The organism is Reyranella sp., assembly GCF_965227665.1.
In the GTDB taxonomy this organism is placed as follows: domain Bacteria; phylum Pseudomonadota; class Alphaproteobacteria; order Reyranellales; family Reyranellaceae; genus Reyranella.
On record NZ_OZ245767.1, the window covers coordinates 3,945,036 to 3,958,072 of the forward strand.

At 64.6% G+C, this 13,037-nt stretch carries 11 protein-coding genes; 5 read left to right on the top strand and 6 right to left on the bottom strand.

All coding sequences use genetic code 11. The features are described 5' to 3' along the window. Positions 1 to 2: 2 nt before the first annotated feature. Both ACO07I_RS19080 and ACO07I_RS19085 read right to left on the bottom strand, forming a co-directional pair. Positions 3 to 983, bottom strand: a complete 981-nt coding sequence (locus ACO07I_RS19080) for a hypothetical protein (RefSeq protein ID WP_422010051.1) — start codon at positions 981 to 983, stop codon at positions 3 to 5. 105 nt (positions 984 to 1,088) lie between these two features. Continuing rightward, on the bottom strand, positions 1,089 to 2,255 hold the full coding sequence (locus ACO07I_RS19085; RefSeq protein ID WP_298308509.1) for an acyl-CoA dehydrogenase family protein: 1,167 nt from the start codon (positions 2,253 to 2,255) through the stop codon (positions 1,089 to 1,091). Between the two features lie 53 nt (positions 2,256 to 2,308). On the opposite strand from ACO07I_RS19085, the gene ACO07I_RS19090 reads away from it, so the two are divergent. Together ACO07I_RS19090 and ACO07I_RS19095 are read left to right on the top strand one after the other, a co-directional pair. Next, the gene (locus ACO07I_RS19090) at positions 2,309 to 3,286 is read left to right on the top strand and encodes a Bug family tripartite tricarboxylate transporter substrate binding protein (RefSeq protein ID WP_422010053.1); all 978 of its coding nucleotides are present in this window, start codon (positions 2,309 to 2,311) and stop codon (positions 3,284 to 3,286) included. A 22-nt stretch (positions 3,287 to 3,308) separates the two neighbouring features. Further along, on the top strand, positions 3,309 to 4,334 hold the full coding sequence (locus tag ACO07I_RS19095; protein WP_422010055.1) for an amino acid ABC transporter substrate-binding protein: 1,026 nt from the start codon (positions 3,309 to 3,311) through the stop codon (positions 4,332 to 4,334). Between the two features lie 45 nt (positions 4,335 to 4,379). On the opposite strand, the gene ACO07I_RS19100 is transcribed toward ACO07I_RS19095, so the two are convergent. Together ACO07I_RS19100 and ACO07I_RS19105 are read right to left on the bottom strand one after the other, a co-directional pair. Next, positions 4,380 to 5,972, bottom strand: coding sequence for a GMC family oxidoreductase (locus ACO07I_RS19100; RefSeq protein WP_422010057.1), 1,593 nt, complete (start codon positions 5,970 to 5,972; stop codon positions 4,380 to 4,382). A 13-nt stretch (positions 5,973 to 5,985) separates the two neighbouring features. Beyond that, the gene (locus ACO07I_RS19105) at positions 5,986 to 7,455 is read right to left on the bottom strand and encodes an FAD/NAD(P)-binding protein (protein ID WP_422010059.1); all 1,470 of its coding nucleotides are present in this window, start codon (positions 7,453 to 7,455) and stop codon (positions 5,986 to 5,988) included. A gap of 221 nt (positions 7,456 to 7,676) precedes the next feature. Between ACO07I_RS19105 and ACO07I_RS19110 the strand changes: the two genes are divergently transcribed. Continuing rightward, positions 7,677 to 9,329, top strand: coding sequence for a thiamine pyrophosphate-binding protein (locus ACO07I_RS19110; protein WP_422010061.1), 1,653 nt, complete (start codon positions 7,677 to 7,679; stop codon positions 9,327 to 9,329). A gap of 4 nt (positions 9,330 to 9,333) precedes the next feature. Here the strand turns inward: ACO07I_RS19110 and ACO07I_RS19115 are convergent, their stop codons facing one another. Next, complete coding sequence (locus tag ACO07I_RS19115; RefSeq protein ID WP_422010063.1) at positions 9,334 to 10,005, bottom strand: imm11 family protein; 672 nt, start codon at positions 10,003 to 10,005, stop codon at positions 9,334 to 9,336. A 113-nt stretch (positions 10,006 to 10,118) separates the two neighbouring features. Beyond that, positions 10,119 to 10,904, bottom strand: a complete 786-nt coding sequence (locus tag ACO07I_RS19120; RefSeq protein WP_422010065.1) for an HpcH/HpaI aldolase family protein — start codon at positions 10,902 to 10,904, stop codon at positions 10,119 to 10,121. Between the two features lie 45 nt (positions 10,905 to 10,949). Between ACO07I_RS19120 and ACO07I_RS19125 the strand changes: the two genes are divergently transcribed. Both ACO07I_RS19125 and ACO07I_RS19130 read left to right on the top strand, forming a co-directional pair. Beyond that, entirely contained in the window at positions 10,950 to 11,327 is a 378-nt protein-coding gene (locus ACO07I_RS19125) for a VOC family protein (protein ID WP_422010067.1), read from the top strand. Between the two features lie 87 nt (positions 11,328 to 11,414). Continuing rightward, on the top strand, positions 11,415 to 13,013 hold the full coding sequence (locus ACO07I_RS19130; RefSeq protein ID WP_422010069.1) for an ABC transporter substrate-binding protein: 1,599 nt from the start codon (positions 11,415 to 11,417) through the stop codon (positions 13,011 to 13,013). The last annotated feature ends 24 nt before the right edge of the window (positions 13,014 to 13,037 follow it).

Below are 13,037 nucleotides of genomic sequence, written 5' to 3' on the forward strand. Positions count from 1 at the left end.
CTTCACCGGACCGAGTAGACGAACGAGCCGCCGGTCGAACGGCCGCTTCCCGTGGCGGCGGGAACGCTCATGGCTTCATAGACGAAAAGGATGAAATCGCTGAATGCCTTGCGTCCGTCGTAGGGGGCCTGCCCGGTCACGCCAGGGCACTTTCCCCCGGCGACTCCGCACACGTAAAAGTCTTTCGACCCATAAGAGCCGATCCTGACCAGATCCCCGGTCTTCGCGTCCGGCGCGCGAATGAAATGATACTTGAGGTTCGGATTGACGTAGGGACGAAGGCTGGATGCGTTGAGATCGTCGATGCACACGATGCAGTTGGGTCCCTGGGTGAAAGTCGGGTCCGCGTGAATGATGCGGGGGCGCAAGGGCCCGGCATGGTTGTCCTTGCAGCCATGCAGTTTGAAGATCACATTTCCAGACTGGGGCGAAACCGCCTGGGCCTGCAGGGGATACTCGCAGAGAAACTGCTTCTCCGCCTCCTCCTGGCTGAGTTCAGTGTTGGGGGCAGTATGCGGCAGCGTTCCCGTCGCGTACTGGTAGAGCGTACGCAGACGCCCCAGTTGGTTGGACGAGTTGGCGGGGACCATCGTCCAGCTCTGGTTCCAGGCATCGGTCACCTGTACGCCCAGCGAGGGACTGGCAGCGCCCAAGGTGCTGGTTGTCTGTGCAGTCGGCCGGCCCCCGCCGCTCGTGAAGCGGGTGGCCGTCGCCAGGGAAGGGCCCAGCGGGACGCTGATCGACGGCGAGACCGAATTGGCCGTTTGGGCCACGCCGATCGAGATCGTCACCTGCGACGGAACGAATTCCGGATCGTCGATCGCCTGGGAAAGATTGAAGAAGATCTGCCTCTTCGTCAGGGAGTTCAGCGAGGAGGCGAGGTCCGCCGTATTGTGGTTCAGCTGGGTGCTGGCGCACGCCGAGCTCAGTAGACACGCTCCGACGCACATCAAGTGTCGAAGCGAGAAAATGCCCCCCAGCATGCCAGACTCTCCGCAGAAACGCTCTTGAAAGTCTTCCACTCTAGAGAGTCCACCAGGCGCCATCCAGTTGTACGGCGCGCGGCAGCGCAATTTTCCGGCGTCTGCTCAGGCCGCGTTCGGTTTGCCGAGCAGGTGATCGGAGATGATACGTTGCTGGATCTCCGAGGTGCCCTCGAAAATCTTGGTGAGACGCGCGTCCCGCCAATAGCGCTCGACCGCATGCAGGGTGGTGTAGCCCGCACCGCCGAACACCTGCAGCGCCTCGGACGTCACGCGCTCGGCCATCTCGGACGCGAAGAACTTCACCATTGCGGCTTCCTTGTCGCAGCGCCGCTTCTGGTCGATCTCGTCGCAGACGAAGTACATGAGCTGGCGCGCCGCCTCGATCTCGGTCGCCATGCGGGCGAGGCGAAAGCGCGTGTTCTGGAAATCGCCGATCGCCTGGCCGAACTGACGCCGTTCCTGGGCATAGGCGGTGGCGTCCTCGAGGGCGCCGCGGGCGAGGCCGATGGCGCGGGCCGCCGTATGGGCGCGGGCGCGCTCGAGGCCGGCTGAAATGTAATAGAAGGCGCGGCCTTCCTCGCCGATCAGCGCCGAGCCGGGCAGCCGACACTCGTCGAACGCCAGTTCCCATGTCTTCCAGCCGAAATAGCCGATCTTGGGAATCGGCGCGCCCTTCACGCCCGGCGGCAGCGTGCCGCGCGGCTTCTCGATCAGGAAGGAGGAGAGGCCGACATGCTTGCGCTTGGGATCGGGCGCGTCGGAGGTGCGGGCGACCAGCATGATGTAGTCGGCCCCATCGGCGAAGGTGCACCAGTATTTGTTGCCGGTGATGACCCAGTCGTCACCGTCGCGGCGGGCGCGGCAGGCGATGCTGCCGAGGTCGGAGCCGACATTGGGTTCCGACATGGCGGCGGCGCCCAGGAATTCGCCGCGGGCGGCGCGGGGCAGGAAGACTGCCCGCTGTTCCTCGGTCATGCCGCGGCCGGCACTGAGGCCATTGCCGCGGGCGATGATCGAGGCCACGCTCATCCAGCCGCGCGCCAGTTCCTCGGTGATCAGGCAGTATTCGAAGACGCCGAGGCCCAGCCCGCCATACTGTTCGGGGATGACGATGCCGAAATATCCCATGTCGGCGAGTTTCTGGATAAGCTCCGGCGGGATGTCGCCCTTCTCGGGGTCGAGCCTGTTGGCCACCGGCAGCACTTCCTTCATGACGAAGGCGCGCGCCGTCTCCTGGATCATGCGGCGCTCGTCGGTCATGTAACCCATGTCATTTCCCCGTTTCTTGCATCGGCATCGTAGCGAACTTCGAGGAGATCACAGTGCGCAGATTCCTGCTCGGCGCTACGGCGCTTTTTCTCTATGCGGCATCGGCCGTTTTTCCAGCATCGGCACAGGATTGGCCGACCCGGCCGATCACCATCGTGATGGGCTTCCCTCCGGGTTCCGGCACCGATGTGGTCGCGCGCATCCTGCAGCCTCTGCTCGACAAGGCCCTCGGCCAGCGCATCGTGATCGATTACAAGGCAGGGGCCGGCGGCAACGTGGCCTCCGAGTTCGTCGCGAAGGCCAAGCCTGACGGCTACACCTTCCTGCTGGGGACGGCCGGCACGCACGGCATCAACGCCGCCCTCTACAGCAAGCTTCCGTTCGAGGTCGAAAAAGACTTCACGCCGATCTCGACCCTGGTCGACGTGTCGAATGTGCTGGCGATCAATCCAAAGGCGATCGACGCCAAGGACGTCAAGGACTTCATCGCCAAGGTGAAGGCGGCACCCGGCAAGTACAACTATGCATCCACCGGCAACGGCGCCGGCACGCACCTCGCCTTCGCTGAATTCGTTGCCAAGGCCGGGCTCGACATGGTGCACGTGCCGTACAAGGGCTCGCCGGACGCCATCCAGTCGGTGCTGAACGGCGACACCTGCTGCATCTTCGCCCAGGTTCAGATTGCAATGCCGCAGGCGGCGGCCGGCAAGATGAAGCTGCTGGGCGTCTCGACCAAGCAGCGCGTGGCGGCCATCCCTGACGTGCCGACGATCGACGAGGCGGGCCTGCCGGGCTTCGAGAGCTACACCTGGTTCGGCGTCTTCGGGCCGAAGGGCCTCGATCCGGCGATCGCGCAAAAGATGAACCTGGCGATCAAGGCCGCGCTGGCCGATCCCGACGTCCAAAAGAAGCTGGTCGAGCTCGGCAACACCCCGCGTTACGAGACGATCGAGCAGTTCCAGGCGACGGTGACGCGCGACCGTGCCAAGTGGGCCGACGTCGTGAAGACGGTGGGCGCCAAGGTCGAATGATCCAGCGACGAGGAGACGGGCGATGAAAAGGATACTGCTTTCCATGGCACTTGGAGCCGCCATGGTCCTCCAGTCGGGCTATGCCATGGCCGGCAAGGACCTTGATGCCGTCCGGACGCGCGGCCAGCTCGTCTGTGGCGTGGCCGTGGGCGGCATTGCCGGCTTCATGACGGTCGACAATCAGGGCAAGTGGACCGGCATGAATGTCGACATCTGTCGCGCCGTGTCCGCCGCGCTCTTCGGCGACTCGGAGAAGGTGAAGTACGTGCCGCTGTCGGGCCAGCAGCGCTTCACGGCGCTGCAGGCCGGCGAGGTCGACCTGCTGTCTAACAACTCGACCTGGACCCTGACTCGCGACACCGCGCTCGGCCTCGATTTCGTGGGCGTCACCTACTATGACGGCCAGGGTTTCATGGTGCCGAAGAAGCTTGGTGTGAAAAGCGCCAAGGAACTGAACGGCGCCTCGATCTGCGTCCTGACCGGCAGCACGTCCGAGCTCAACATCGCCGACTATTTCCGGACCAACAAGATGAGCTTCAAGCCGGTCCTCTTCGAGGATCCTGACCAGAGCCGCAGCGCCTTCTTCAGCGGCCGGTGCGACGCCTATTCGGGCGACCAGGCCCGCCTCTATGCCACGCGTGTCGCCAACGCGCCGAATCCCGATGATTACATCGTGCTGCCGGAAGTGATCTCGAAGGAGCCGCTGGGACCGGTCGTGCGCCACGGCGACAATCAGTTCGAGGATATCGTCCGCTGGACACAGTTTGCGATGGTCGAGGCCGAGGAGGCCGGCATCACCTCGAAGAATGTCGACGAGATGCTGAAGAGCGACAATCCCGCGATCAAGCGCATCCTTGGCGTCACGCCCGGCATGGGCAAGGCCCTCGGCGTCGACGAGAAGTGGGTCTACAACATCGTCAAGCAGGTCGGTAACTACGGCGAGAGCTTCGACCGCAACGTCGGCATGGGCTCGCTCCTCAAGATCCCGCGCGGCCAGAACGCACTGTGGACCCAGGGCGGCCTGCAGTACGCTCCGCCCATTCGCTAACCTCATTGGAGCGCGTAACTGGAGTTGCGGGCTCCGGTGATAGCCTCAGCGGGCGTCCTCACGGATCATCGCGGCGCCCTTTTCGCCGATCATGATGGTTGGCGCATTGGTGTTGCCGGTCGTCAGCGTGGGCATCACCGAGGCGTCGATGACCCGCAGGCCCTGGAGGCCGTGCACGCGCAGACGCGAGTCGACGACCGCACGCGGGTCTTCGCCCATCTTGCAGGTGCCGACGGGGTGATAAAGCGTGTTGCCGGCACGCCGGGCATAGGCCAGCAGGTCGGCATCGGTCTTCACATCGGGGCCGGGCTGGATCTCGCCCTCGCTGTGCTGGGTGAGGGCCGGCGCCGCGAAGATGCGGCGCGTGTGCCGGAAGCCACCCAGCAGCGCCAGCTCGTCGGTGTGCGTGGTGAGATAGTTCGGCTTGATGTGCGGCCGCGCGAAGGGATCCGATGAAGCAGCCATGATGGTGCCGCGGCTGTCGGGCTTCACGACGCAGACGACGCAGCTCATGCCGGGCTGCTCGTCGAGTTGACCGAACTTCAGCGGATGCGAGCTGCCGGGCGTGAATAGGAGCTGCAGGTCGGGGGAGGCCAGCCCCTCACGGCTGTCGCAGAAGACCTGTGCCGTTGTCACGCCGAAGGTGAGCGCGCCGCGACCGGTAAAGGCGAAGCGCAGGACCTCCGGCAGCACACGCGGGAAGCGCGAGACCTCGTTGACCGTCTCGGCGCCCTTCACGCGATGCACGACACGCACGACATAGTGGTCGATCAGGTTGGCGCCGACGCCAGGCAGGTCGTGCACGACCGGGATGCCGAGCGACTGCAGGTGCGCCGCCGGCCCAATGCCGGAGATCTGCAGGATGTGCGGTGAATTGACCGCACCACCCGAGACGATGACTTCGCGGTTGGCCCGCACCTCGGTGAGCTTGCCGCCACGCTGGAAGGTGACGCCGACGCAGCGCTTGCCCTCGAACATCAGCTTGCCGCCCTGGGCGTTGGTCTCGACCCGCAGGTTGGGGCGGCCTCGTGCTTCGCGGAGATAGGTCTGGGCCGTCGACCCGCGCCAGCGGCCGCGCCGTGTCATCTGCGAGTAGCCGACCCCGTGTCGCGTCTTGCCGTTGAGGTCGGGATTGAACGGGAAGCCGGCCTGCTGCGCGCCTTCGACGAAGCGATGGGTGAGCGGCAGGATGGTGCGGTAGTCCTCGACCTTGAGGGGCCCGTCCTGGCCGCGCACCTCCTTGTCGCCGCCCTGCACGTACTGCTCGGACTTCATGAAGTAGGGCAGCACGTCGTCGTAGCTCCAGCCGCGGCAGCCCATCTGCGCCCAGTTGTCGAAGTCGGCGGGCGCGCCGCGTACATAGAGCATGCCGTTGATCGAACTCGAGCCGCCCAGGGTCCGGCCGCGCGGCCACTCGATGCGGCGGTCGCCCGAGCCCTTTTCCGGCTCGGTCGTATAGTTCCAGTTCACCAGCGGATTGCGGATCAGCGAGCGGATGCCGGCCGGTATGTGGATCATCGGATGCCAGTCGCTCGGACCGGCTTCGAGCAGGATCACCGAGGCGCCGGTCTCGCTGAGGCGCGCCGCGACGGTGCAGCCCGCCGATCCCGCGCCGACCACGACATAATCCGCCTGCATGTTTCTTCCCCTTTCAGAGCGTGCCGGCTCTCTTGTCGCGCGGCACGAAATAGTCGGTCGGCGCCAACTCCGGATCCTCCAGGTCGACCATGCGCTGGAAATGCCGCTCGACATCCTGCCGGAACAGCGAATGCGAGATCGCCTGTACGAGGCGCGTCGCGCCGACGAACAGGCCGGGAATGTCGCCGGCCAGGGCGCCATGGCTCAAGATGCTGCCCCAGTTGAAGAGGTGAATGTCGCCGAGGTGCGGGGTGCGGCCCGGCACCTTCTCGATCAACTCGAAGCCCGGGCCAAGATAGGGATAGCGCGCGGCCTCGGCATTGGCGCTGGCCTCCGTTTGCGCCCGGCGGTCGCCCCACAGGGTCACGTTGGCCACAAATGACTGCAGTTCCGGGCGCCGCGCCAGATCGATGTCGAAGCCGGTCCCGATCAGCACGGCATCGAAGCGCTCGGTGGCCTTCGCCGTCGTCACGGTGACGCCGTCCTTCTCGATCTTCACATCGAGCCACGGTTCGGAGAAACGGAAGGCGAAACCCGGCAGCTTCTGGGCGCGCAGCACCGATTCGTGCGGCGGCGGCGATCCGGCGGCCAGCATGTAGGTGTAGATCTTCCAGCGCCAGTCGTCGTCCAGCATGCCCTGGCCGCGCTGGAAGCCGGGGAAGGAGACGCCCTTCGACTTGTTGACCTGCGGCAGGTGTGGCCGCCGGGCGTAGCAGATCGCCTCGCGCGCGCCGGCTTCCAGCGCCGTGCAGGCATTGTCGATCGCCGTCGCCAGCACGCCCAGGATGCCGAGGCGCTTGCCCTTGAACGCGGCGAAGTCGATCTCTTCCAGCGTGTGATGGACGCGGCCGGCGCGGGCGGGATCGTCCGGGTCGAACGACGGGAAGGACGGCCAGCGGAAGCCGCCCGAACCGTCGCGGCCGTTGGCCAGCACGATCTTGCGCACGAAAATCGTCTCGCCGGTCGACAGGCTCGCCTGCAGGAAGTCGCCGGCGGTCTCGACCTTGAGCAGCGACACGCCGTTCTCGACCTCCAGGTCGACGACCTTTCGCACCCACAGGAGATAGGAGAGCCAATCGAGGCGCGGGATCTTGTAGAGCTTCTCCCAGCCCTCGGCGCCGTGCTGGGCCTCGTACCAGGCACGGAAGGTGAGCGACGGTACGCCGAGATCGGGGCCGGTGAGATGCTTGGGTGAGCGCAGGGTCGGCATGCGCGCCGTCGTGTTCCACGGCCCTTCCTGGCCGTGACGGTTGCGCTCGATCACGCGGATGTTGCGGATGCCCTCGCGCAGCAGGCCCCAGCCGACGGTCTGGCCGCACATGCCGGCACCGACGATCAGGACGTCGAGGACAGGCTTTCCGTCAGGGCCGTTCTTCTCCGGCACCCAGTTGGCCGGCGGATAGTTCAGCCGCGCCAGGTCATGGCGCGCGACTTTTCCCAGCTCGTCCAGGCCCGGCGAATGCCGCTCGACAATTCCGTCCATGCCGTGCTTCCGACCCTCCAGATATTTCCTTAGCAGGGCCGCCCGAAACAATGAACCGAGCGCTCTGCGGCCTGTCGTATCACGGGGAGGAACTGGACCAGTGCAAGCGGCCATCTTCCGATGCCACGGGCGCTTCGGCCCCGGTACTATGCAGTAAGTCGTCGATCCGGACCGGGCTGAAGGGCGGGGCCGGGACAGGAAAGTCAAAGGGAGAGTATCGAATGCGCGGACGTCAGGTTCTGTTGGAGACGCTGATCAATCACGGGGTCGACCGGATCTTCGGCAACCCCGGCACGACCGAGAGCCCGCTGCTCGACTCGCTGCCCGACTATCCGCAGCTCGAATACATCGTCCATCTCCACGAGGGCGTTGCCACCGGGGCGGCCAACTTCTACGCCCAGGCCAGTGGCAAGACCGCCTTCGTCAACCTCCATGTGGCGCCGGGCCTCGGCAACGCGATCGGCGCAATCTACAGCGCGCTGAAGAACAGCTCGCCCATGGTCGTCACGGCCGGCCAGCAGGACACGCGCATGCGCCTGCGCGATCCCGTGCTGGGCCACGATCTCGCGTCCATCGCCGCGCCCGTGACCAAGTGGAGCGTTCAGGTCGAGCGCGCCGACGAACTCGGGCCCATTCTCCAGCGCGCCTTCAAGATCGCCAACGAGGCGCCGGCCGGTCCGGTCTTCGTGGCGCTGCCGATCGACGTGATGGAGCAGGAAACGTCCGTTCCGGCCGGTAAGCCCGGCCATTCCTATACGGCGAGCCGTCCCGATCCTGCCGGCATTGCCGCCATGGCGAAGCTGCTGGCGGCCTCGAAGAACCCGGCCATCGTCGCAGGTGACGAGGTTGCCCGCGCCGGGGCGGACAAGACCCTGGTCAAGCTCGTCGAGAAGCTCGGTGCCTCCGTTTGGTTCGAAGGCCTGCGCGGCCAGAACTCGTTCCCGACCGATCATCCGGCCTATCGCGGCACGCTGGCCTTCGACGCGCCGGGCGTGGCCAGGCAGCTGGCCGACAATGATCTCGTGCTGATGGTGGGGGGGCCGTTCTTCGAGGAAGTCTGGTACGCGCCGGGCTCGCCGTTTGCGACCGGCACCAAGCTGCTGCAGATCGAGGCGGGCGCTTCACGGCTCGCTTACAACTTCGCCCTCGATGCCGGCGTGGTGGCGGATGCCGGGGCGGCGCTGGAGGCGCTCGATGCGGCCCTGACGGGTGTCGATGCCGCGGCTGCTGCGAAGCGCAACGCGGCGATGAAGGCGCGCAAGGCGGACGACGATGCCGCGCAGAAGGCGCGCGTCGAAAAAGCCTGGGGGCGCACGCCGACCTCGATGGCACGCGCCATGGCCGAGATTCGCGCCGGCTCGCCCCAGGACGTCGTGGTCGTCGACGAGACGATCACAGCCAACCTCGATCTCTTCAAGACCTTCACCTTCAAGGGACCGGGCGATTACTACAGTGGCCGCGGCGGCGGCATCGGGCAGGGCCTGGCGGGCGCCATCGGCGTCGCGGTCGCCCAGGCCAAGCGGCCGATCCTCTGCGTGTCGGGCGACGGCTCGTCGATGTATTCGATCCAGGCGCTATGGACGGCGGCGCATCACGACCTGCCGATCGTGTTCGTCATCCTGGCGAACCGCGAGTATCGCGTGCTGAAGCACAATATCGATGCCTATCGCCAGCGCTTCGACGTGAAGTCGAACAAGCCCTACATGCACATGGACCTGACCGGCCCCACCATGGGCTTCGTCGATCTGGCCAAGGGCATGGGCGTCGCCGGCACCTACGTCGCCAAGGCGGACGACATCAAGGCCGCCGTCGAAGCGGCCTTCAAGTCCGGCAAGCCGCACCTCGTCGAGATCGAGATCGAGGGCAAGCGGTAGGGCGCTACCTGAGGTCCTGCAGGAGTTGCATGTGGGCGCCGTGAGGGTTGGAAAGGGGAAGCCGCCAGGAGCAGTATCCCAGCGAAACGCCCGAGCAGAGGCTTGCAAGTTCGGAGTCGAAATCTTCCGTCGCGATCAGGTGACCTGGCCAGAACGCAGGCTGGAACACTGTCGTGTCGGCAGGTATTCGACTCTCGATCAGCGTGATGGACTTGGCACGCTGCCAGCGCGGGCACGAGACGTACTTCGCCCCATCGACGTTCGCGAACTCCGGTGCCAGCTCGGATGTGAGGTCGAGCGAGGTAAGGTCCTGTTCGAAGGGCACGATGTCCTCGCGGAAGGCGGGATGTCCGCGGTTGACCAACGATTTCGTCAGATCGATGCAGTCGATCGTGCGCAGGATCTTCACCGCGAAGTAGGTTTCTCGCGGTGACCTTCCATCGTCGTGGCGGACGTTGATCCGAACGGCTTCCGCCTCGCCCTCTGCGATCCTGAGCAGGAAATCCCTGATCGTCTCTGAAGCGATGAAGAAATCGTCGTAGTGGTAGATGTTCTGGACAATCTCCTGGCCGTCCAGTTCCGGCAGAGGATGGGACGTCCGCCGGAAGGTGAACTTCATCTCGGTAACCCAGCGAGGCAACCGGCTCGGCGCGCATTCGTCCTGCGCCCCGACCATCCGAATGTCGGGGCGAGGTCCGACTGGGCCCGAGGCCTTTAGAGTGTTGCCGTAGGACGACGGAATCAGGAGCTGGAAGTCCCTGGCTGGCCCAAGGCCCAGATCCCGCCGGTTCACTTCTGAAACGCCCTGACCTTCGACTGGTGCGCCCGGGCGGCGCCGGTCAGCATCGGCAGGTCGTTGCCCGACAGCAGGAACTTCATGCCCTTGTCGGTGTAGAGCTTGAGAAGCTCCTCGGTATAAGCGCCGCCCATGCCCGGCCACTTGCCGTGCTTCGTACAGGCGGCGATGACCTTGTCGACAGCGGCCTGGACCTTCGGGTTACCGGTGTCGCCCGGGATGCCCATTTCCATCGACAGGTCGCTCGAGCCCACGAGAAGGCAATCGATGCCCGGCACTGCCGCGATCGCCTCGGCATTCTCGACCGCCTTGGGCGTCTCGATCATCACCACGATCAGCGTGTTCTCGTCCGACTTCGTCGTCATCTCACCGAGCGGCATCGGCTCGTAGTCGAACTGCGCCTGGCCGCCGCCGACCGAGCGATGGCCGCGTGGCGGATAGCGCAGCTTGTCGGCGATCTCCTTCGCTTCCTCCGCCGTATCGACATGTGGGACGACGATGCCCAGCGCGCCGCCGTCGAGCACGCGCGTCGCCATCGTGAGTTCGCCATACGGTACGCGCACGATCGGGGCGATGCCGGAATCCTGGGCGGCGATGGCGATCTCGCAGGCCGTCTCGATCGACATCGATCCGTGTTCGAGGTCGATGAACAGCCAGTCGAAACCCGCGGCTTTCATCACCTTCACGATGTCGACGTTGCGGACCAGCCGGATGCCGATGCCGATCGACAACTCGTTCTTCTTCAGGCGCGCCTTGGCGGCATTGACTGCGAACGCCATTCTCTTCTCCATTGCTTCGAACTTGCCTGGAGGAAGCTATTCGCCATGACCTTCAAAGTCGAACGGATCGATCATGTCGTGCTGCGCGTGCGCGACCTGGCGGGCATGGTGCGCTTCTACGAAGAGGCGCTGGGCTTTCGCGAGGAGCGGCGTATCGACACGCTCCAACTTGTGCAGATGCGAGCAGGTGCTTCGATGCTCGACCTCGTCGCCAACGACGCACACGTGACGGCGCGAAACATGGACCATTTGTGCTTTCGCATCGAGCCATTCGATCGTGACGCCATCGTCATGCGGCTCGCGCCGCTCGAGGTATCGGTCGGCGAAACGGTTCAGCGCTACGGTGCGGAAGGCACCGGACCCTCGGTCTATTTCCATGATCCGGAAGGGAACCAGATAGAACTTAAAGGTCCGTCGCTTTAAGGCTTGGCCATCTCACATGATGTGATAGCCTGCCGGGCAACGGGGAAGAACGAACACGCCAACGAGCGTGCCTCTGGGAGGAAGAAAATGCGCAATCGCCTGGCAATCTTTGCCGGCGGCCTCGCGGCTGCCGTGGTCATATCCGCTCCTGCCTTTGCACAGAAGCAGGGCGGGACGCTCCGCGTGTCCCATCGTGACAATCCGCCGAGCGCGTCGATTCATGAGGAAGCGACGATCTCGACGAACATGCCGTTCATGGCCGTCTTCAACAATCTGGTGATGTTCGACCCGAAGGAGAAGATCAACAGTCCCGACAAGATCGTGCCCGAGCTCGCCGAGAGCTGGTCATGGAACGATGACAAGACGAAGCTCACCTTCAAGCTGCGCAGCGGCGTGAAGTGGCACGACGGCAAGCCCTTCTCGTCCAAGGACGTGAAATGCACGTGGGATGCTCTGCGCGGCGCGGACGACAAGCAGGAGATCATCCGCAAGAATCCGCGCAAGGTCTGGTACAAGAACCTGAAGGACGTCACGACCAGCGGCGACAACGAGGTGACCTTCACGCTCGAGCGTCAGCAGCCCTCGTTCCTGTCGATGCTGGCGGCGGGCTATTCGCCGGTCTATCCGTGCCATGTCGATTCCCGGGTGATGCGCTCCAAGCCGATCGGCACCGGGCCGTTCAAAGTTGCTGAATTCAAGCGCAACGAGGCCATCAAGCTGGTCCGCAATCCTGACTACTGGAAGAAGGGGCGGCCCTATCTCGATGTCGTCGAGTTCAAGATCGTGCCGAACCGCAGCACCCGCGTGCTGGGCTTCGTCGCCGGCGAATACGATCTCACCTTCGATTCCGACATCACCTTCCCGCTGCTGAAGGACGTGAAGGGGCAGAAGGCGGACGCAATCTGCGAGGCGCGACCGACCAACGTGCACACCAATCTGCTGGTCAACCGCGATGCGCCGCCATTCGACAATCCGAAGCTGCGCGAGGCGCTCGTCTATTCGCTCGACCGCAAGCCGTTCAGCGACATCCTCACCCAGGGCAACGACCTGCAGGGTGCGACCATGCTGCCGCCGCCGGCTGGCGTCTGGGGCATGACGCAGGACGAACTGCAGAAGCTTCCCGGCTTCGGGCCTGACGCCGACAAGAACCGCGAGATCGCGCGCGGGATCATGAAGGAACTGGGCTACGGGCCGGACAAGCCGCTCAAGATCAAGGTGGCGACCCGCAACATCGCGATCTATCGCGATCCGGCCGTCATCCTGATCGACCAGTTGAAGCAGATTTACATCGATGCCGAGCTGGAGCCGATCGACACCACGATCTGGTACAACAAGATCCAGCAGAAGAACTATCAGGTCGGTCTCAACCTGACGGGCGCCGGGCTCGACGATCCGGACGGCGTGTTCTACGAGAACTTCTACAGCACGTCGGATCGCAACTACACGGCGTACAAGAATCCCGAGATCGACAAGATGATCGACGAGCAGTCCGCCGAGACTGACGTGAACAAGCGCAAGGCCATGGTGACGAAGATCGAGCAGGCTCTGCTCAAGGACGCGGCCCGTCCGCCGATCTCGCATGGCGTCGCGAACACCTGCTGGGCGCCGGCCGTGAAGAACCTCGTCCTGCAGCACAACAGCATCTACAACGGCTGGCGTCTCGAAGACGTCTGGCTCGACAAGTAACGCTTAAGCGTACGGAGGCACGAC

Bases quoted from the DNA above. Each gene is read 5' to 3' on its own strand.
- ACO07I_RS19080 (WP_422010051.1), bottom strand. From the start codon at position 983: ATGCTGGGGGGCATTTTCTCGCTTCGACACTTGATGTGCGTCGGAGCG.
- ACO07I_RS19085 (WP_298308509.1), bottom strand. From the start codon at position 2,255: ATGGGTTACATGACCGACGAGCGCCGCATGATCCAGGAGACGGCGCGC.
- ACO07I_RS19095 (WP_422010055.1), top strand. From the start codon at position 3,309: ATGAAAAGGATACTGCTTTCCATGGCACTTGGAGCCGCCATGGTCCTC.
- ACO07I_RS19100 (WP_422010057.1), bottom strand. From the start codon at position 5,972: ATGCAGGCGGATTATGTCGTGGTCGGCGCGGGATCGGCGGGCTGCACC.
- ACO07I_RS19105 (WP_422010059.1), bottom strand. From the start codon at position 7,455: ATGGACGGAATTGTCGAGCGGCATTCGCCGGGCCTGGACGAGCTGGGA.
- ACO07I_RS19110 (WP_422010061.1), top strand. From the start codon at position 7,677: ATGCGCGGACGTCAGGTTCTGTTGGAGACGCTGATCAATCACGGGGTC.
- ACO07I_RS19115 (WP_422010063.1), bottom strand. From the start codon at position 10,005: ATGGTCGGGGCGCAGGACGAATGCGCGCCGAGCCGGTTGCCTCGCTGG.
- ACO07I_RS19120 (WP_422010065.1), bottom strand. From the start codon at position 10,904: ATGGCGTTCGCAGTCAATGCCGCCAAGGCGCGCCTGAAGAAGAACGAG.
- ACO07I_RS19125 (WP_422010067.1), top strand. From the start codon at position 10,950: ATGACCTTCAAAGTCGAACGGATCGATCATGTCGTGCTGCGCGTGCGC.
- ACO07I_RS19130 (WP_422010069.1), top strand. From the start codon at position 11,415: ATGCGCAATCGCCTGGCAATCTTTGCCGGCGGCCTCGCGGCTGCCGTG.